This is a genomic window from Psychrobacter fjordensis, assembly GCF_904845995.1.
GTDB lineage: Bacteria > Pseudomonadota > Gammaproteobacteria > Pseudomonadales > Moraxellaceae > Psychrobacter > Psychrobacter fjordensis.
Genome location: NZ_CAJGYP010000001.1, coordinates 849,555 through 868,796, shown reverse-complemented (window position 1 = coordinate 868,796; position 19,242 = coordinate 849,555). Strand labels below are relative to the sequence as shown.

Sequence of the window (19,242 nt, the reverse complement as noted above, 5' to 3'; positions counted from 1 at the left end):
CTGTAGTGTCGCTGTCACAGCTATCACTACAGTCACGAGTGCGCCAGACGGATGTCTAATATATATGCGCACTCATTTTCACTTTTTATTAATTGTAAAAAATAAAGGATACAATCAATGAATTTACATGAGTATCAAGCAAAAGAGCTGTTAAAAAGCTATGGTTTGCCGATTCAAGAAGGCATCATTGCCTATAGTGGCGACGAAGCTGCTGCTGCTTTTGATAAAACGCCAACTGACATTGCGGTTATTAAAGCGCAAGTACATGCTGGTGGTCGCGGTAAAGCTGGTGGTGTGAAGCTGGTTAAAACTCGTGAAGAAGCTAAGCAAGTAACTGAAGAGCTAATCGGTACCAATTTGGTTACTTTCCAAACTGACGCTGATGGTCAACCAGTTAACTTCGTATTGGTTGCAGAAGATATGTATCCAGTACAAACTGAGCTATATCTTGGTGCAGTGGTTGATCGTGCGACTCGTCGTGTGACTTTCATGGCATCAACCGAAGGTGGTGTTGATATCGAAGAAGTAGCAAACGAGACGCCAGAAAAAATCTTCAAAGTACATGTTGATCCTTTAGTTGGTCTAATGCCTTTCCAAGCGCGCGATGTTGCGTTCAAACTGGGTCTAGAAGGCAAGCAAATCAACCAGTTCGTTAAGTTGATGACTGGTGCTTATAAAGCATTTGTTGAAAATGACTTTGCATTGATGGAAATCAACCCATTAGCAGTTCGTGAAAACGGCGAAATCGTTTGTGTTGATGGCAAAATCGGTATCGATTCAAACGCACTATATCGTCTGCCTAAAATTGCAGCACTACAAGACAAAACTCAAGAAAACGAGCGTGAGCTCAAAGCTGCTGAGTTTGACCTAAACTACGTTGCCCTAGAAGGTAACATCGGTTGTATGGTTAACGGTGCTGGTCTTGCAATGGCAACGATGGATATCATCAAATTGTATGGCGGCAAGCCTGCTAACTTCTTGGACGTTGGCGGCGGTGCAACTAAAGATCGCGTTGTTGAAGCTTTCAAGATCATTCTTGAAGACAGCAGCGTTGAAGGTGTTCTAATCAACATCTTCGGTGGTATCGTACGTTGTGACATGATTGCAGAAGCGATTATCGCTGCTGTTAAAGAAGTCGATGTACAAGTACCTGTGGTTGTACGTCTAGAAGGTAATAATGCTGAAAAAGGCTTACAAATTCTAGAAGAGTCTGGTCTTAAGCTGACTACAGCTCAAGGCCTAGCAGATGCCGCTCAAAAAATTGTCGATGCGGTTAAAGCCTAAGTCTTTAATGATTGGTATTTAGCAATAAATACCAAAGCATAGTAGTCAACGCGTGATAGTGGCTTTTATATAAACATTGACCATTAATATTGAATAAAAATGGTACTAAGAGTCGCTATCACAAGACAACCGAATACAAGGAATAAATAATGAGTGTATTAATCGATAAAGATACCAAAGTATTGGTACAAGGTTTTACTGGTAAAAATGGTACGTTCCACTCTGAGCAAGCGATCGAATACGGTACTAAAGTAGTCGGCGGCGTAACGCCAGGTAAAGGCGGTCAAACGCACCTAGGCCTACCAGTATTTAATACAATGGCAGAAGCCATGGAAGCGACTCAAGCTGATGCTTCTGTTATCTACGTACCTGCACCATTCGTACTAGATTCTATCGTTGAAGCAATCGATGCTGGCGTTAAATTGATCGTTGTGATCACTGAAGGCGTACCAACTATCGATATGCTAAAAGCCAAACGCTATCTTGAAGAAGCCGGCGACGTACGTTTGGTTGGTCCTAACTGCCCAGGCGTTATCACTCCAGGTCAGTGCAAAATCGGTATCATGCCAGGCCATATCCATCAGCCAGGTAAAGTGGGCATTATCTCACGTTCTGGTACTTTGACATATGAAGCCGTAGCTCAAACAACTAAGCTTGGTTTTGGTCAGTCAACTTGTATCGGTATCGGTGGTGATCCTATCCCTGGTATGAACCAGATTGACGCACTGAAACTATTCGAAGCTGATCCACAGACTGAAGCTATCATCCTAATCGGTGAGATCGGTGGTACTGCTGAAGAAGAAGCTGCTGCTTATATCAAAGACCATGTGACTAAGCCAGCTGTTGGTTATATCGCTGGTGTTACTGCTCCAGAAGGTAAGCGTATGGGCCATGCTGGCGCTATCATCTCTGGTGGTCAAGGTACTGCTGAAGAGAAATTCAAAGCGTTTGAAGATGCTGGTATCGCGTACACACGTGACCCATCTAAACTTGGCGACAAGCTAAAAGAAGTTACTGGCTGGTAAGATAGGCATTAGCCTACAGTTAAACTACTAAATCTACATTGAAATATGATAAAGACACCCCTACAATGGGGTGTCTTTTTTATATCCGAATCTCTTATGAAAAACAAGATACTAGTTACTGGTGGTGCTGGATATATCGGTTCGCATACTTGTATAGCATTGCATGAAGCAGGCTATGAAGTTGTGGTATACGATAACTTATCTAATAGTAGCCATGAAGCGATTAACCGTGTCTCTACTCTTATTGGACAGACAATTGAGTTTATCGAAGGGGATATCCGCGATGCTGAAATGTTAAGACAAGTATTTGCCGACCATCGATTCTTTGGCGTGATTCACTTTGCTGGGTTAAAAGCAGTTGGAGAATCGGTAGCCAAGCCATTGCTGTATTACAATAACAATATCAGCGGCACCATCACCTTATTAGAAGTTATGGCAGAGTATAATGTTAAAACTATAGTTTTTTCATCATCTGCCACTGTCTATGGTGATCCTGAATCCTTACCCATTGATGAGAGCTCGAAGCGCTCTTGTACCAATCCTTATGGACAAAGTAAACTTGCTGTCGAATACATATTAGAAGATCTAGCTGTGTCCGATGACAACTGGAACCTGATTGCTCTTAGATATTTTAACCCAGTAGGCGCCCATCCATCAGGACAGATTGGCGAAGACCCTAATGACATTCCTAACAATTTGATGCCTTATATTTCTCAAGTGGCCGTGGGCAAACTTGATAAGCTCAGTATCTTTGGTAATGATTATCCTACTGTCGATGGAACAGGTGTCCGTGACTTTATCCATGTTATTGACTTAGCTCAGGGTCACGTGGCTGCACTAAATTATCTAGATAAACTAGCCAGTCTAAATGAGGATGGAAAGACACAACAAGACTCAGTAGGCTTTTTACCTATTAACTTAGGCACTGGCAAAGGTACTTCTGTATTAGAATTGGTATCTGCATTTTCTGATGTATCTGGACAGGCTATTCCTTATCAGTTTACAGAACGTCGTGCAGGGGATATCGCCAGTTGCTATGCCAGTGCCGATAAAGCGAAAACCCTGTTAGGGTGGCAAGCTGAATTATCGATTGCTGATATGTGTCGAGATACATGGCGTTGGCAGAGCATGAACCCGAATGGTTATGTTCTTAATACTATGTAGTTATAAATGATTGCTTTTATCAACTATCTATGAAATTACCCCTAAAGACAGAATGTAAGCATATAGTTAGTGGAAAAAATTTAATAAGGTAACCTAATGAGTACTACAAAAGTAGCTAAAGATTACAAAGATCAAAGTGGTAATGTAATAGTTGGGGAAGCATCTGAAAATATTAATGTAAATATCTTTTTTCGAGGCAAAGGTAATAAGTTAATTATTGGAAAAAACGTAAAATTAAGAGATACTCATATTCGTTTTGACGCTCATAATGCAACAATATTGCTAGGAGATGACGTTCAATACAGGGGCTCCATAAGAGCAGGAATTGCATGTGAGGTTAATTTAGGTAAAGGTTTAACCGTTACAGAGAAGTGCTATATATCGTGTGCGGAAAGAACAAAAATAATTGTTGGAGAAGACTGTATGTTTGCGTCTTTTAATCAACTTAGAACTGATGATGCTCATCCAATTTTTGATTTATATACAAAGAAGCGTATAAATGTTAGCAGATCTATAAAAATTGGAACTCACGTTTGGCTTGGCTATGAGTCAGTAGTCTTAGGTGGTACAGAAATTGGCTCAGGTAGTGTTGTAGGAATGAAGTCTTTACTAAAAAGTATCTTTCCTAGTCATTCATTGATAGCAGGTGCACCAGCAAAGATTATTAGGGAAAATATAGCATGGGAAAGAACACATGTTAATTTGCTCCCTCCTTTTGAATTCGATAGTCCAGTTAATGAAATAATTAACTATGAACAATAGCTTAATTTATTGAGAATTTATAAAAGACTACTAAATTTTTTATGTATATAATAGGTAAGACAATGAGTAATGTAAAATTAAGTGTGATATTTCCTGTACGTGTTTCTAATAATAGGCAGTATATTCTTGAAAACATAAAAAGAATCTTATCTCTTAATGCCAATAGCAGTGAAATTGAATATTTATTAGTAGATTCTGGTAGTACATCCTTTTTTTCTAGAAAAATACAGAGTATTTGTAAAAATCATAATACTCGTTATATTTTTCAAGATACAAGAAGTCAGACGTTTTCTATAGGAAGAGCCAGAGATTATGGTGCTCAGTTAGCAACGGGCGAATGCGTAATATTCCTTGATGTAGATTTAGTGTTTGATAAAGACTTCTATAATAAAATATTAGAAGAAATTGCATGTAGGAAGATACAGAAAAACATTACTGAATATTTCTGCATTCCTTGCTTCTATATTGATGAGGAATTTTCGAAAGAATTTATTTCTGATAACGATTTAGGAAGCTCTGTAAAATATAGAAACTTACGGAATAATTATGATAACGGTGATAATAACGGTATTCAAAGTTTTGCACCAGCAACTTCTCTTTTAGTCATTAATAGGTGGCACCTATTGTCCATTGGCGGACACAGAAAAGAGTTTAGTGGTCATGGTAGTGAAGACTTTGATTTAGCACATCGACTTGCTACTTACGCAAGAAAGTATCATCGAACATACAATTATTACCTAGATAAAAAAGACTATAGCTCGGTTGATTATGAAGGTTTTAGAGCTTATTTTTCCATGGCAGGCTACTCAGTATACAATAATAACTTATTTGCTGTACATATTTGGCATCCACGACCTAAAGATAAATATCAAGTTTCTACTCATAAGAATAAAGAGTTATTACAAACTTTCATGAAAGAGTTTGATGAAGGTCGATCTAAAATAGACCCTTTGGAAGATTTATCCAGAAAAGAAAACACATTAATATTTGGCGTTCGTAAGGACACTGCTTGGCTTAGTATACGTCAACTCATTCCTCTATTAGGTAGAGTTGACTATATATCAGAAATGAAAGTAGAAATAGATGAGATTAAAAGTTTAATCGAATCTAGAGGTATTACTCGCTTCCTTTTCTGGAACCCTTATGGAAATGATAAAAGGTTGTCGATATACAAGTGGGCGAAAGAAAATAACTTCCCTTTCTATGTGTTTGAAAGAGGAGCTTTGCCTGATTCATGGTTTATAGATGAAGGATTTAATGCAGATAGTAAGTCCTATAGCTATGATAAGTGGAGCAAGGAATTAGATGAAGAAGATATAATTGATACCGAAGAATACATAAATAGTGTTATTCAGTCTGGTAGCACATTAGAAAAAAATGATAATTTTCGTGGGGATGTCATTACTAAAGAAGAGTTTGACGTTAAACATCGAGTTGGCGGTCGAAAGATTTTGTTTATCGCCTTGCAAAGACCTAGTGATAGTGTAATTAAATACTTCTCTGGTAGCGCTAATGGGTTTGAGGGATTTATTGAAACTGTTAATGATGTAGTTGAAAAGTTAAATCCACATGAATGGTTTATTGTGGTAAAAAAACACCCATTAGAAGCAGGGTTTCCATCATCTATGAAGCAAGTTGATAATATGTTGCTAGTTGATAAGGAATATCATATTCATGATTTAATAAGTATAGCAAATAAGATATTTTTGATTAATTCAGGAGTTGGCTTGCTAGCTATGTTATTTAGGAAGCCTGTAATACATATGGGTGAAGCTTTCTATAGCCATCATACTATTAATATACATGCTTCTGATTCTAAAGCTGTTGTAAAAGCTCTAGAGAGTAAGTTTCAAGTTAACGAAGATGATATTGTAAAGTTTATATATTATTTAAAAAACCATTTTTATTCTTTTGCTAAAGCTAAATATAGGAATAGGGTCGAGAAAGATGGTAGTTCTAGATCCATACTAGAGAACCTCGAATTTTATCAGATTAGAGGTATTAATAAGGATGCAGTGGATGTACAGTATAGAACTCATCCTATACCTTTGTTATCGAGAATCTATGGCCTATTTTTGCCTAGTATTATTAGAGAAAGTAAAAAGAATCCAAGTGCTTTAGCTTCTCCTGTAGATGTTATGGATAATTTAACTGGTAATAATAGTAAAAAAAAAGTTGATTCTAAGTTAACGCTAGATGTTCCAAAAGGTATTACAAATGAAAGCACTGCTATTTTGAAAGAAAAAAAACTCTATATAGTTGACAATACACTTTCTAGTTTAGATAAACGTATTAATGTTTTGATACGTAAAAGAAATAAATTTGTTAGAACTCCATATGATTTTTTTGGCGATTCTCGAAATCCTATTGTTAATAAGCTCAAGTTTTTTTATAGAAATAAAAAATAGTTATTTTAACTTATAAAAAATTAGCAGCTTATATTTAGGTTCTATTAGTTTTTTTTGAAATAAAAGAGTATCGAAGTATGTGGTTTGATGATGAAAGTAGTATTGCAGAGAGTGTTATTGACATTGAAATTGCAGCTCTCCTCTCTTTAAAGGCGGCTTTAGATAGTGGCTTTAAGAAAGCTTGTAATATCATCCTTAATTGCAAAGGACGTCTGATTATAACTGGTATGGGCAAGTCAGGTCTTGTTGGTCGTAAAATCGCTGCGACGATGGCTTCTACTGGTACCCCAGCGTTTTTTGTCCATCCTGGTGAAGCAGGTCATGGTGATCTTGGAATGATCGTTAAGGGTGATGTCGTGTTAGCTATTTCGAACTCAGGTAACAGTGATGAAATCAATGTTTTATTACCAGTTATTAAAAAGCTAGACTTACCTTTAATAAGTATCACTAAGAATTTATTAGGTAGATTAGCTCGAGAAGCAGACGTAGCTTTGACGCTTGGTGACTTTGAAGAGGCTTGTCCAATGGGGCTAGCTCCTACCTCTAGCACCACAGCCACTATGGTATTAGGTGATGCACTTGCTATTGCTTTGCTAGAAGCCCGCGGCTTTAAGTCTGATGATTTTGCCTTATCTCATCCTGCTGGTTCTCTTGGTAAGAAACTATTAACTGATGTGTCTGATATCATGAAGTCTGGTGATGAAGTTCCTGTTGTTACTGGTGATACTAGTATTATAGATGCTTTGTTTGAAATCACAGAAAAAAGATTGGGCATGACGGTAGTGGTAGATGGTGAAAATAACTATGGAGTTTTGACAGATGGTGATATACGTCGACTGCTCACGATAAACCAAGATATGAGCCAACCAATTGCTAGTGTTATGAAAACCACACCTATTACTACGACACCTAATACGAAGGCATCAGAAGCACTTAACATTATGAGACAACAGAAAGTTAATCAGCTCATCGTATTAGATGATAATAAGTTAGTTGGTGTACTTGCATTACGTGACCTAGTACAAGCTGGTATCAGTTAAATAAACACTAATATTTATAGTTTTTGAGAGTATTTAATGAAAGTTACTGAAAATATAACGGTTGGCAATGATCAACCTTTTGTACTGTTTGGTGGTATTAATGTCATCGAATCAAGAGATCTTGCCCTAAAGGCATGCGAAGCGTATGTAGATATCACGCAAAAGCTTGGCATACCTTATGTATTTAAAGCCAGTTTCGATAAAGCCAATAGATCTTCAATCCATTCTTTCCGTGGGCCAGGATTAGACGAAGGATTAAAGATTTTACAAGAAGTGAAAGAAACTTTTGGCGTGCCGATTATCTCAGACGTACATGAAATAGCTCAGTGTCAGCCAGCTGCTGAAGTTATTGATATTTTACAACTGCCCGCATTTTTGGCGCGTCAAACTGATTTGGTTAAAGCGTTAGCAGAGACTGGTCGTCCAATTAATATTAAAAAACCACAGTTTCTGAGCCCAGAGCAGATGAAAAATATTATCAATAAATTTCATGAAATGGGTAATGATAAACTCATGCTTTGTGAGCGTGGTAGTTGTTTTGGTTACGATAATCTGGTCGTTGATATGTTGGGATTAGGCGTAATGAAGCGCATTAGTAATAATGCGCCTATTATCTTTGATGTGACCCACGCACTGCAAACCAGAAGCTCAGGCAGTGATGCATCAGGAGGTCGTAGAGATCAAATTATAGAGTTGGCTCGTTCAGGTATGGCTGCCGGACTTGCAGGACTGTTCTTAGAGGCGCACCCCAATCCTAGTGAAGCTAAATGCGATGGACCAAGTGCATTGCCGCTAGATAAATTAGAGCCATTTTTACAACAGATGAAGCAGGTAGATGATTTAATCAAGTCATTACCAAGCATTGATATTCAGTAAATATATAAAGGTGTATTAGATGGACTCTGTTGCTATTATTATCCCTGCACGTTATGCGTCTTCACGATTTCCTGGTAAGCCACTTGCTGATATTTTGGGTAAACCGATGATTCAGCATGTATATGAGAAAGCTCAATCAGTCAAAAATGTTGAAGTAATAGTAGCAACCGATGATGAGAGGATACTTGAGACAGTTGCAAATTTTGGCGGTAAAGGAGTACTAACTGCTTCAACTCATATTTCAGGTACTGATAGGCTCGTGGAAGTTATGAGTAAGGTAGACGCTGATTTATATATCAATTTACAAGGTGATGAACCCTTAGTACGTTCTGATGATATTGAGATGTTGATTAATGCCATGCGTAGCGATGAGTCAATTGAAGTTGGAACGATTTATCACTCTATCAGCGCACAGCAGGCTAAAGATCCCAATACCGTTAAAGTGGTCACGTCACATAGCGGCCGTGCGTGTTATTTTAGTCGCTCTCCAATACCTTTTATTCGAAACAACGATGTACAAATTAATTATAAGCAGCACGTTGGTGTATATGCTTATCGAAAGTCTGTTCTAGAACGATATGCGCAATTGCCTGAATCTAATCTCGAATCAGCAGAGCAATTAGAACAGTTAAGATTATTAGACAGTGACATAGATATTTTTGCCTTTGAGGTGATGAAGACAGGGCCTGGTGTAGATACTCCTGAAGACCTTCAAAAAGTAATCGCTATTCTTCAAGGTAAGCAACCAGAGAGTGAAAAGCCTTTGCTCTCTAATATTGAACTTGTTATTACTGATATTGATGGCGTATTAACAGATGGTGGTATTTACTATGATGAACATGGTGAATGTATGAAGCGCTTTCATGTACGTGATGGTTTGGGTATCAAGCTGTTGCAACAGGCTGGTATTCAAGTAGCTGTACTATCAGGTAAGGATTCAAAACCCTTGCGCAAAAGAATTTCTGATTTGGGCATTGATATTTTTATGCTAGGTATTAAGAATAAAGAAGTGGCTTGTCAAGATATTATTCAGCGTGCGAATACTACCAAAGCCAATACGGTGTATATCGGGGATGATACCATTGATTTGCCAGCCTTCATTAGTTGTGGTGTTGCCGTGGCTGTTGCTGATGCGCCAGATTATGTCAAGGTTAAGTGTGATTTAGTGACAGATACCAAGGGCGGTTTTGGCGCTTTCCGTGAGTTGGCTGATAAAATTTTGATTGAGCAAGGTAAGTCTAAATTGATAGAAGATCCTGCTGCATTTCTAAAGATTCATGCCAATGTAACACAGTGATTTTTTTGACTATATAAGTAGCATAATAGAAAGCACTGATGTTTGGGGCTCTCTGTTTGACAAAGGTTTTCATAAAAAGGTCGCCCTAATACGGTGACCTTTTTTCCTCTCAATAATGCTTCAAAGCCACCTAATGACGTAATCGTATAGACATGATCAACTGTCTCTAATGCATCGATCAGATGTATAGACTGGGTAAGGATCAGACAATCTAGCTCAGTGAGCGTGCTAACAATGTCAGGGTTGTCTAACGTCATAGGATGTGGTTTTACGATGATTTGTGTATCAGGATTCTCTCTAATTGCTTTCTTCACTACATCAAGTAAAGTAATACCCTCACCGCCACCGTATTTCAGTGAGTCATCAAGTGGTACTTGACCTAATACCAAAATACGTTCTTTATTCTTAGCACCATATATTGGCACAACGTCCACGTATGGCTGGTGATTGTATTTGCTCACTCGATGCGTGACATAATAGTCAAGCATCTCTTGTGCCAGCTCATCATCATATCCGTCCTGCTCAAAGTCAAAGTTAGCAATCAAATCTGTCAAGTCATTTGGGTGAGTGGTATCGAAGTAAGGGGCTTGGCTGTCCATCACGATAGACAGCGGTGGTGTACTACTATCGTCATCAGGGCCTGAACGGATAAAACCATCTTCTAAGAAGAAAATATCTAAATTCTGCGCTCGTACATAATCGATAAAGTAATCAGGGGCTTTATAACCCCAAATATAGATAACAGGATTGACACGTTTGATAAAAGGTTTGAGCCATCGATTAAAGTAGCGCTTATCAAAATGCCTTTGTATCTGAATATGTGCTGACTCTAATACCCACTCACCGACTATATCTCGCCATGGCTGCATGCCAACGACTAATGCTAAACGCTGTTTTGAATGGCAGTAATGTTTATAATAACCCGATAAAAGCGGCTGAATGTAGGTGTTGAATTTCATAATATGGTTAATAACTTAGGATTATAGAGGGCGAGTAAGTAAACACTATTAAGGTATTTATGTTGGTAATATTTTATAGTTCCCAGTATAGTTGCATTTATGAGCAAAGACGAATGACTAATTCATAAGGTAACGGGTCGATGTTATGAAAAATAAAATATTAGTTACTGGCGGTGCTGGATATATAGGTTCTCACACTTGTATCGCATTGCATGAAGCAGGCTATGACATTGTGGTATATGACAATTTATCTAATAGTAGCCGTGCAGCGATCAACCGTGTCTCTACTCTGATTGGACAACCTATTGAGTTTATCGAAGGTGATATACGAGATACTGAGTCACTCAAAAAAGTATTTGCTGCACATCATTTTTTTGGTGTCATTCATTTTGCTGGGTTAAAAGCAGTTGGAGAGTCAGTCACCAAGCCACTCATGTATTATAACAATAATGTCAGTGGTACTATTGCTCTATTAGAAGTCATGTCAGAGTATGATGTCCAAAACTTTGTTTTTTCATCTTCTGCTACTGTTTATGGTGATCCTGAAAATCTACCTATCAATGAAAAATCACCACGCTCTTGTACCAACCCTTATGGTCAAAGCAAACTTGCCGTTGAGTATATCTTAGAAGACCTAGCCGTATCCAATGATAGTTGGAACTTGATTTCTCTTAGATATTTTAATCCAGTAGGGGCCCATTCGTCAGGACAAATCGGGGAAGACCCAAATGATATTCCTAACAATTTGATGCCTTATATCTCTCAAGTAGCAGTCGGTAAACTTGATAAGCTCAGCATCTTTGGTAATGATTATCCTACCGTAGATGGTACGGGTGTACGTGACTTTATTCATGTTACTGATTTGGCACAAGGTCATGTGGCTGCACTGAATTATTTAGAGCAACAAATAAGCCCAGAAAAAAGCTGTTTAGATACGGCCAGTACAAAGCAAACCAGTTCTAAATCTAGTTCAGTAGGGTTTTTACCCATTAACCTAGGAACTGGCAAAGGCACTTCTGTATTAGAATTAATATCTGCATTTTCTGACGTATCTGGACAGAGTATCCCTTATCAGTTTACTTCTCGCCGTGCTGGTGACATTGCCAGTTGCTATGCCAGTGCTGATAAAGCGAAATTGTTATTAGGCTGGGAAGCAAAGCTACCTATCACCGACATGTGCCAAGATACATGGCGTTGGCAGAGTATGAATCCGAATGGTTATGATGCCTCTTAAATCGTATTGAGTTACAGCTGTCTAATAATGCGTTATGATTGTCTCGTTTCCCCTCCCTCTTTTTAATATAGCTAATACATTATGAAAAAAATCACCCACGCCGTTATCCCTGTTGCAGGTTTTGGTACTCGTATGTTGCCATTGTCGAAATCTGTGCCAAAAGAGCTATTGCCGCTAGGTAATCGCCCTGCTATACATTATGTGGTCGAAGAGGCGATTGCTGCGGGTATCAAGCATATTGTTTTGGTCGGTCATGCGCAAAAAAGTGCGATTGAAAACTATTTTGATATCAATGCTGAGCTAGACAATCAGCTTAGAGCGAAAGGTAAAGATGACTTGGCGGATAGCTTAAACTGGCTACCAGAGGATGTGACAGTATCGATGATACGTCAGGGTAAAGCTTTAGGGTTGGGGCATGCGGTATTAGCGGCTCGACCCATCATAGGTGAGCATGACTTTGCTGTATTGTTGCCTGATGTCGTGCTCGATCCATTTACAGGTAATATGTCTGCCGATAACTTAGCGTTTATGATGGATGCTTTTAGCAAAGATAACCATTCACAAATATTGGTCGATAATGTTGCCGATGAAGATGTGCATAAATACGGTATTGCTAAGCTGAGCGATGCCAGTAATATTGATGAGCAATCAGATATTAACACTAGCTTTAAAGTCGCAGGGTTTGTAGAAAAGCCTAACTTAGCCGACGCACCTTCTAAATTAGCAGTCGTTGGTCGTTATGTCTTTAGTAATAAGATTTTTGACTATTTAGCCAATACCAAAGCCTCAGTCGGTGGTGAGATTCAGCTGACGGATGCTATTGATGCATTGATTAGTGAATACGGAGTGAATGTCACGACGATGCGTGGAAATAGCTATGATGCAGGCGATATGCGCTCATATATGCAGGCATTTATCTATTTCGCCGAGCAGCAACTAGCAGAAGATGAATAGCTGATGGTTGATATCAAAGATGATATAAGCTATCACAGTGCTCGCTGTTCTGAATACTGGCAGCAACTACAAACGCTTGCTAAGCAGCCATGGTCGCTTGCACAGCTGTTTGCACAGGATGACAGTCGTGCTGCACGCTTTAGCATGCAAGCTGGCGCGCTGTATATGGACTATAGCAAGCAATGTATGGATGAGCAGGTACTGGCAACTCTATTTCAGCTAGCAGAGAGCTGTGAATTGTCGACACGTATTGATGCGCTTATGCAGGGCGCCTTGGTAAATACCAGTGAAGAGCGTGCAGCACTACACACGGCGCTACGTCTGCCAGAAACAGCCACTTTACAAGTTGAAAATCAAAATATCGTTGCTGATGTACATCACAGTTTAGCGCAGGTAGCGAGACTATCTGAGCGGGTTCGTAGTGGTACATGGCGTGGTTTTTCAGGTAAGGCTATCACTGATGTCGTTAATATTGGGGTTGGTGGCTCCGATCTTGGACCGCTCATGGCGACGACTGCACTTGATGAATGGGCAGACACCGAGATTGAAGTACATTTCGTCTCCAACATGGACGGCACTCAGCTTGATAACTTGCTCAAACATCTAAATCCTGAGACAACCTTATTTATTATCTCATCCAAATCCTTTGGTACTGTCGATACATTATCCAATGCTAAGACAGCGTTATCCTGGCTACTTGCCACTGCTAAGCTGCGTGCGGGTACTGAAGACAGTGTGTTACGTCGCCACTTTATTGGAATATCAGCCAATAGTGAAAAAATGAGTGCTTGGGGGATTCATCCTGAGCATCAGCTGCAGCTTTGGGAATGGGTCGGCGGTCGATTTTCTTTATGGTCAGCGATAGGTTTGGCCATTGCTATTCGTATCGGTATGTCTGGCTTTAAAGAGTTATTGGCTGGTGCTCACAGTATGGACGAGCATTTTGCACAAGCTGATTTCTCAGATAACTTACCGGTATTATTAGGGCTGCTTGCCGTTTGGAACAGTACCTTTTTACAGGTGAATGCTCACACCGTATTACCCTACGATGGTCGTCTCAGCTATTTGCCAAGCTATTTGACTCAGCTGGAGATGGAAAGTAATGGTAAGTCCGTTACCCAGCATGGCGATCATATTGACTATGATACATGCCCGATTCTATGGGGTGAGATTGGCTCCAATGCTCAGCATGCGTTTTACCAATTGCTACATCAAGGGACACAGCAAGTCTCTTGCGATTTTATCGCTTGCGTGCGCCGCTATAGTGGCGAAGTAAAAAACGCCTCATTACAACAGCAGCATGAACTGTCTTTAGCGAATTGTTTGGCGCAAAGTCGGGTACTGGCGTTTGGCAATGCTGCGCTCCAAGAGTCTGAGGTTCAAGTAGCTTCTGCTGCGGACAAGTATAAATACTACCGTGGCAATCAGCCTTCAACCACGCTGTTGATCGATGAGCTGACGCCGCATAGTTTGGGAGCGCTGATTTCGCTTTATGAACATAAGGTCTACGTCATGGCCAGTATTTGGGATATTAACCCGTTTGATCAATGGGGCGTGGAGATGGGTAAGCAAATGGCAGAGTCCGTACATCAAGCGATGCAACACACGCAGCAAGAGTCTCAAGGACAATTTGACACCTCTACTGACCAACTGCTACAACGTATTAGACAGCTGTCTTAATCCTGCTGCCGATACATTAATAAAGTGAAAAGGTAAGCTTATGAGCGCTGATTCTAAAATCGATAATACACCCAAATATATGCATGCGGCTAAGACACAAGGCGTTCATAGCAATCAGGTTTGTGTGCTGGTTGGTCATAGTATTGAAGCCATTACCAGTGCCGTGGTGCTGGCAAGCCTCGGTCAACGCGTCCATTTGTATGCGGATATGGATTTATTAACTCAGCAGATACAGCAATATGGTTTTGAGCATCATTTACAAGCGCTATGGCAGATGTATGAGCAGCAGCAGGTTATTATCAGCAAAGCGTTGCCAGATAGTGCCGATACGTTGATAAAGTGCTATGAATCGGCAAATCATGGCGAAGTTGATAATCAAAGCACTGTGGCATTTTACTGGTTGTTTTTAGATAGCATCAAATTAGTATGGACAGAAGCCAGCTGGATTACGGCATTCAATCATAGCCATCAGCAGGTGCTACCTGTGGTTATGAGCGGTATTGAGCAGTTAGGCAAAGTCTCAGCACTGGCTCAGCAGTTACAGCGTGCTTGGGTGTACTATCTGCCATTTGTCTTTTTGCAAGACGGCGATGCTTATAGTTCAATGTTGAATCCTTCATTGTGGTTACTCGGTGAAAAGACAGCCAATAGTAGCCAACATCTAGAAGTATTAAAACTTTTAATGCAGCATGCGCGTGCCGCCCATCACGCTGATATTGCAACGATAGAGTTTGCCCGTAGTAGTATCATGGCGATGCTCGCAACGCGAGTGAGTTTTATGAATGAGATGTCACGCTTGGCGGATAGCCAACAGGTCGATATCAAGCAAGTCAGTCGTATTATGGGGCTGGATGATCGGGTTGGTAGCAGTTATCTACAGGCGGGTTGGGGCTTTGGTGGTAATACGCTCCCGACTGAATTGTCTAAGTTACAGCAGTCAAGCCAAACACACAGTTTAAATATGCCACTGTTGCAGTCAGTCATGCACATCAACGAAGACCAAAAAGAGCTGATATTTCGTAAATTCTGGCAATATTTTGATGGATTTATTGATAATAAAACGGTGATGGTTTGGGGTGGTAGTTATAAAGCTGGATCTGGGCGTACTGCTGGCTCCGCTATTCATCCGCTATTGGCTTTATTGTGGTCTTATAATATTCGTACGATAGTCTATAGTGACAAAGCGCAGGCCGAACTTGCTGTGCTTTATCAGCAGCAACCATTACTTGAGTTAATTGATAATCCTTATGAACAACTTGGTGAGGCTCAGGCGATTTTTATTGTTAGTTGGTCGCCACGAGACCAGTTGGATATTGCCAAAGTCAATCAGCAAGCTATGCCAGTATTTGATGCACAAAATGCGTTGACGAGAATGCAAATTAATAGCCTAGTTGGTGATTATATGGGCATTGGTCGCACTAAGTAAGTTTCTTAAAAATATTTCTTACGAAAAAGGCTCACTAATTTATTATTAGTGAGCCTTTTTTGATTTTTAATCAAAGCCATTCTTATTGAACAGTATGAGTTTACGCTGGTACAGCACCTTGTACCGCTAACCATTCCTTTATTTTTTGACTCTTATTAGCTAACAATGCTTGATTACCGCGACTTTCAATGTTCAATCTGATAAGTGGCTCGGTATTTGAAGCACGCAGATTAAAGCGCCAGTCACCAAAGTTAAGACTGAGGCCATCAAGCATCGATTTAATTGGATGCTCGTTACTAAATTTAGCTTCAATTGCACTAATAATCGTCGGTGCATCGTGAGTGGTGAGGTGAAAGTTTAATTCGCCTGAGCTAGGATAGGCGGCAATATAGCCTGTGACCAATTCGGATAAGGTTTTACCTGTAATGGACAATAGCTCAATGGTTAATAACCAAGGAATCATGCCGCTATCACAATAGAAAAAATCACGGAAATAGTGATGGGCAGACATCTCACCACCATATACCGCGCCAGAGTCACGCATGACTTGCTTAATAAATGAGTGTCCAGATTTACTGATGACGGCCTTACCATTATGTTCTTCTATCACCGCTTCGGTATTATAGATTACTCGCGGATCATAAACGATTGATTCGCTTGGATATTTGTTCAAAAACGCTTGAGCGAGCATACCAACGATGTAGCTACCATCGATAAATTCGCCACGTTCATCGAATAAAAAGCAGCGATCAAAGTCACCATCAAAAGCAATGCCAAGATCAGCATTGTTTTCCAAAACGGCTTGCTGGGTAGCCACTCTATTGGCTTCGATCATAGGGTTGGGAATGCCGTTAGGAAAGCTGCCATCAGGGGCATGATGTAATTTAATGACTTCAATCGGTGCATCCACTTGTGCTAGCTTCTCAATTAATAAATCAACCACTGGGCCAGCACTGCCATTGCCTGAGTTAATGACCAGCTTGAGCGGCTTTAGTTTATCCGTATCGATAAAGGTCATGACATGATCGACATAAGCACTTTTATCGGTCAATAATTTTAGTTTTCCTGATGGATTGTCAGTCGTGAATTTGCCAGATTCTGCAAGTGCCTGAATCTCTGCCAAACCATCATCAGCACTGATTGGTTTTGAATGTTCTTTGACCAGTTTTAGGCCATTATAATTGATAGGGTTGTGACTGGCAGTCACTTCGATACCACCCAATGCCTGATAATGACTGGTGGCAAAATATACCTCCTCAGTACCAGTCATACCCAAATCAATCACATCAATACCAGCATCAATAATACCTGCTATGGTAGCCTGTTTAAGCTGTTCACTAGAATGGCGAATGTCGCTACCGATGACAATGGCAGGTTTTAGATTTGTCATATCATTGTCATGAGTCTTACTTACTGTACTATGACGCTGATGTAGAATCTGCGCAAAGGCACGCCCAATGCGGTAAGCAATCTCTTCATCCAGATTAACGCCAAGCTCACCACGTATATCGTAAGCTTTGAATGAGCTGATCGTAATAGGATTGAATTCAGTTTTTGGCTGATAGCTAATGGTCGCAGAAGTAGACATAATGGTAAAAGTTCCTTGCGCGTGAGCAGTGGTAAAATAATAAAGTAGATAGCACAATTATAGGCCAATCAGGGTTCAATGGTACACTAACTACTAGATGAATCAGCAAACAACACATAAAACGATAAGAGCCGCCCTTATGAGTATTTCAGACAATAAAATTACCGTGCCTAAGCCCGTGCAAGGAACACCAGAAGCCACAGGCCAGCTTGATGATCTTTTAGCATTGATGGCGCGGCTGCGAGTTGATTGTCCATGGGATAAGAAGCAAAGCAATCATAGCCTCATTCCTTATGCCATCGAAGAAGCTTATGAGCTAGGCGAAGCGGTACAAAGCGATGATGATGAAGATATCAAAGGCGAGCTGGGTGATGTGCTACTGCAAGTGGTGTTTCATTGTCAGATGTATGCTGAGCAAGGGCGCTTTGATATGAGTGACGTTATTACCACCTTACAAGAGAAGCTGATTCGTCGTCATCCGCATGTGTTTGAGGCCGAAAACTTGAAAGATGATGCAGCGGTAAAAGTACGTTGGGATGAGATTAAAGCGGAAGAACAGCACGCACGTGAGGCACGCGGTAAACCAAAGCGACGTCTGGATAATACCAAAGTAGGCAGTGCGCTCATGCAAGCACAAGATGTGCAAAAGCAAGCCTCAAAATTGGGGTTTGATTGGGAAGGTATTGCAGGGGCAGTGGATAAGCTAGATGAAGAGATTGCCGAGCTAAAAAGTGAATTGACGGATAAATCCAAAGAAGCTGCTGAATACGACATAAGCAAAGCCAATATCAGAGAGGTTGAAAAAGAACTTGGTGATTGTATGTTTGCTCTAGTCAATGTCGCACGCAAGTTAAATCTTGATGCAGAAACAGCAACGCTGACGTGCGTGCATAAATTTAAGTCACGTTTTGGTTATATTGAAGCGCAATTAGATGCAGCTGGCAAGCGATTAGAAGATAGTGATATAACAGAAATGGATGCACTGTGGGAAGCGGCGAAACAACATGAACGCTCATCCTAAAGTCTCGTTTGTTAGCGTAACCAAGACTGCTGTTTTAGGTTGTGTTTTGGCTATTTTGATATTTAACGATGCTAATGCAGCGCCCTGTTTTGATAATCCTCAGCGTGCCTATGAGTACCTGTTATCACAAGAAAATGCCAAAACTCAAGCGCGTGAGCAATATACTGTGAATATCAATCGTGCCAGCGAAGGTGAGTTGGTTTCACTCAATGGTATCGGCAGCAGCAAGGCCCAAGCGATTATTTTATATCGTGAGATGTTTGGTAACTTTAAGACAGTTGGTGAGTTAGCAAAGGTCAAAGGTATCGGTGCAAAAACCGTTGAGAAAAATCGAGGACGTTTAAGCGTACAAGATTAAGGGCATTATTTTGCTTTAATTAACCCCGATATTGACAAAATAGCACGTAAGTAAATGTCATAACACACCTACTGCGTCCAAAATTTGTTAAACTAGTGGGTACATCCGCCTGATAAACGCTGTGTTCATCAGGGGTGGTCAAAGAATACCGGCGAGGAGTAGATGC

Annotated in this window: 16 protein-coding genes; 14 read left to right on the top strand and 2 right to left on the bottom strand. The window is 40.2% G+C overall.

The window, feature by feature from the left end:
- Positions 1–117: 117 nt before the first annotated feature.
- The 8 genes from sucC (at position 118) to kdsB (ending at position 9,856) form a co-directional block, all read left to right on the top strand.
- On the top strand, positions 118–1,284 hold the full coding sequence (gene sucC, locus JMW61_RS03625; RefSeq protein ID WP_110922030.1) for an ADP-forming succinate--CoA ligase subunit beta: 1,167 nt from the start codon (positions 118–120) through the stop codon (positions 1,282–1,284).
- A 149-nt stretch (positions 1,285–1,433) separates the two neighbouring features.
- Positions 1,434–2,309, top strand: a complete 876-nt coding sequence (sucD, locus tag JMW61_RS03620; protein ID WP_201549656.1) for a succinate--CoA ligase subunit alpha — start codon at positions 1,434–1,436, stop codon at positions 2,307–2,309.
- 96 nt (positions 2,310–2,405) lie between these two features.
- Complete coding sequence (gene galE, locus JMW61_RS03615; protein ID WP_201549655.1) at positions 2,406–3,473, top strand: UDP-glucose 4-epimerase GalE; 1,068 nt, start codon at positions 2,406–2,408, stop codon at positions 3,471–3,473.
- Between the two features lie 96 nt (positions 3,474–3,569).
- Entirely contained in the window at positions 3,570–4,235 is a 666-nt protein-coding gene (locus JMW61_RS03610; protein WP_201549654.1) for an acyltransferase, read from the top strand.
- A 62-nt stretch (positions 4,236–4,297) separates the two neighbouring features.
- Positions 4,298–6,643, top strand: coding sequence for a glycosyltransferase (locus JMW61_RS03605; RefSeq protein WP_201549653.1), 2,346 nt, complete (start codon positions 4,298–4,300; stop codon positions 6,641–6,643).
- A gap of 77 nt (positions 6,644–6,720) precedes the next feature.
- On the top strand, positions 6,721–7,683 hold the full coding sequence (locus tag JMW61_RS03600) for a KpsF/GutQ family sugar-phosphate isomerase (protein WP_201549652.1): 963 nt from the start codon (positions 6,721–6,723) through the stop codon (positions 7,681–7,683).
- A gap of 36 nt (positions 7,684–7,719) precedes the next feature.
- Complete coding sequence (gene kdsA, locus JMW61_RS03595; protein WP_201549651.1) at positions 7,720–8,559, top strand: 3-deoxy-8-phosphooctulonate synthase; 840 nt, start codon at positions 7,720–7,722, stop codon at positions 8,557–8,559.
- A gap of 19 nt (positions 8,560–8,578) precedes the next feature.
- Positions 8,579–9,856, top strand: coding sequence for a 3-deoxy-manno-octulosonate cytidylyltransferase (gene kdsB / locus JMW61_RS03590; RefSeq protein WP_201549650.1), 1,278 nt, complete (start codon positions 8,579–8,581; stop codon positions 9,854–9,856).
- Here kdsB and JMW61_RS03585 read toward each other — a convergent pair.
- Positions 9,835–10,815: a capsular polysaccharide export protein, LipB/KpsS family gene (locus tag JMW61_RS03585; RefSeq protein ID WP_201549649.1), complete on the bottom strand. Its 981-nt coding sequence runs from the start codon at positions 10,813–10,815 to the stop codon at positions 9,835–9,837. The genes kdsB and JMW61_RS03585 overlap by 22 nt on opposite strands.
- A gap of 145 nt (positions 10,816–10,960) precedes the next feature.
- Between JMW61_RS03585 and galE (JMW61_RS03580) the strand changes: the two genes are divergently transcribed.
- From galE (JMW61_RS03580) to JMW61_RS03565, 4 genes are all read left to right on the top strand, one after another.
- Positions 10,961–12,049: a UDP-glucose 4-epimerase GalE gene (gene galE, locus JMW61_RS03580; protein ID WP_201549648.1), complete on the top strand. Its 1,089-nt coding sequence runs from the start codon at positions 10,961–10,963 to the stop codon at positions 12,047–12,049.
- A gap of 81 nt (positions 12,050–12,130) precedes the next feature.
- Positions 12,131–13,003 (top strand): UTP--glucose-1-phosphate uridylyltransferase, encoded by an 873-nt coding sequence (locus JMW61_RS03575; RefSeq protein WP_201549647.1) that lies wholly within the window; start codon positions 12,131–12,133, stop codon positions 13,001–13,003.
- A 3-nt stretch (positions 13,004–13,006) separates the two neighbouring features.
- Positions 13,007–14,683 carry a glucose-6-phosphate isomerase gene (pgi, locus tag JMW61_RS03570; protein ID WP_201549646.1) on the top strand — a complete coding sequence of 559 codons (1,677 nt, stop codon included), beginning with the start codon at positions 13,007–13,009 and terminating at the stop codon, positions 14,681–14,683.
- A 79-nt stretch (positions 14,684–14,762) separates the two neighbouring features.
- Positions 14,763–16,109: a UDP-glucose/GDP-mannose dehydrogenase family protein gene (locus tag JMW61_RS03565; protein WP_227687410.1), complete on the top strand. Its 1,347-nt coding sequence runs from the start codon at positions 14,763–14,765 to the stop codon at positions 16,107–16,109.
- Between the two features lie 100 nt (positions 16,110–16,209).
- Here JMW61_RS03565 and JMW61_RS03560 read toward each other — a convergent pair whose 3' ends face one another.
- Positions 16,210–17,697 (bottom strand): phosphohexomutase domain-containing protein, encoded by a 1,488-nt coding sequence (locus JMW61_RS03560; RefSeq protein WP_201549644.1) that lies wholly within the window; start codon positions 17,695–17,697, stop codon positions 16,210–16,212.
- Between the two features lie 139 nt (positions 17,698–17,836).
- Here JMW61_RS03560 and mazG point away from each other — a divergent pair, with 139 nt between their 5' ends.
- Entirely contained in the window at positions 17,837–18,718 is an 882-nt protein-coding gene (gene mazG, locus JMW61_RS03555) for a nucleoside triphosphate pyrophosphohydrolase (RefSeq protein WP_201549643.1), read from the top strand.
- A complete protein-coding gene (locus JMW61_RS03550; protein WP_201549642.1) occupies positions 18,702–19,076 on the top strand; it encodes a ComEA family DNA-binding protein in 375 nt (124 codons plus the stop codon). The genes mazG and JMW61_RS03550 overlap by 17 nt, the downstream gene beginning before the upstream one ends.
- Positions 19,077–19,242: the final 166 nt, after the last annotated feature.

Coding starts and splice junctions, on each gene's coding strand:
- kdsA (WP_201549651.1), top strand. CDS start 7,720: ATGAAAGTTACTGAAAATATAACGGTTGGCAATGATCAACCTTTTGTA.
- mazG (WP_201549643.1), top strand. CDS start 17,837: ATGAGTATTTCAGACAATAAAATTACCGTGCCTAAGCCCGTGCAAGGA.
- galE (WP_201549648.1), top strand. CDS start 10,961: ATGAAAAATAAAATATTAGTTACTGGCGGTGCTGGATATATAGGTTCT.
- JMW61_RS03600 (WP_201549652.1), top strand. CDS start 6,721: ATGTGGTTTGATGATGAAAGTAGTATTGCAGAGAGTGTTATTGACATT.
- sucC (WP_110922030.1), top strand. CDS start 118: ATGAATTTACATGAGTATCAAGCAAAAGAGCTGTTAAAAAGCTATGGT.
- galE (WP_201549655.1), top strand. CDS start 2,406: ATGAAAAACAAGATACTAGTTACTGGTGGTGCTGGATATATCGGTTCG.
- pgi (WP_201549646.1), top strand. CDS start 13,007: ATGGTTGATATCAAAGATGATATAAGCTATCACAGTGCTCGCTGTTCT.
- JMW61_RS03585 (WP_201549649.1), bottom strand. CDS start 10,815: ATGAAATTCAACACCTACATTCAGCCGCTTTTATCGGGTTATTATAAA.
- JMW61_RS03565 (WP_227687410.1), top strand. CDS start 14,763: ATGCATGCGGCTAAGACACAAGGCGTTCATAGCAATCAGGTTTGTGTG.
- JMW61_RS03575 (WP_201549647.1), top strand. CDS start 12,131: ATGAAAAAAATCACCCACGCCGTTATCCCTGTTGCAGGTTTTGGTACT.
- kdsB (WP_201549650.1), top strand. CDS start 8,579: ATGGACTCTGTTGCTATTATTATCCCTGCACGTTATGCGTCTTCACGA.
- JMW61_RS03550 (WP_201549642.1), top strand. CDS start 18,702: ATGAACGCTCATCCTAAAGTCTCGTTTGTTAGCGTAACCAAGACTGCT.
- JMW61_RS03610 (WP_201549654.1), top strand. CDS start 3,570: ATGAGTACTACAAAAGTAGCTAAAGATTACAAAGATCAAAGTGGTAAT.
- sucD (WP_201549656.1), top strand. CDS start 1,434: ATGAGTGTATTAATCGATAAAGATACCAAAGTATTGGTACAAGGTTTT.
- JMW61_RS03605 (WP_201549653.1), top strand. CDS start 4,298: ATGAGTAATGTAAAATTAAGTGTGATATTTCCTGTACGTGTTTCTAAT.
- JMW61_RS03560 (WP_201549644.1), bottom strand. CDS start 17,697: ATGTCTACTTCTGCGACCATTAGCTATCAGCCAAAAACTGAATTCAAT.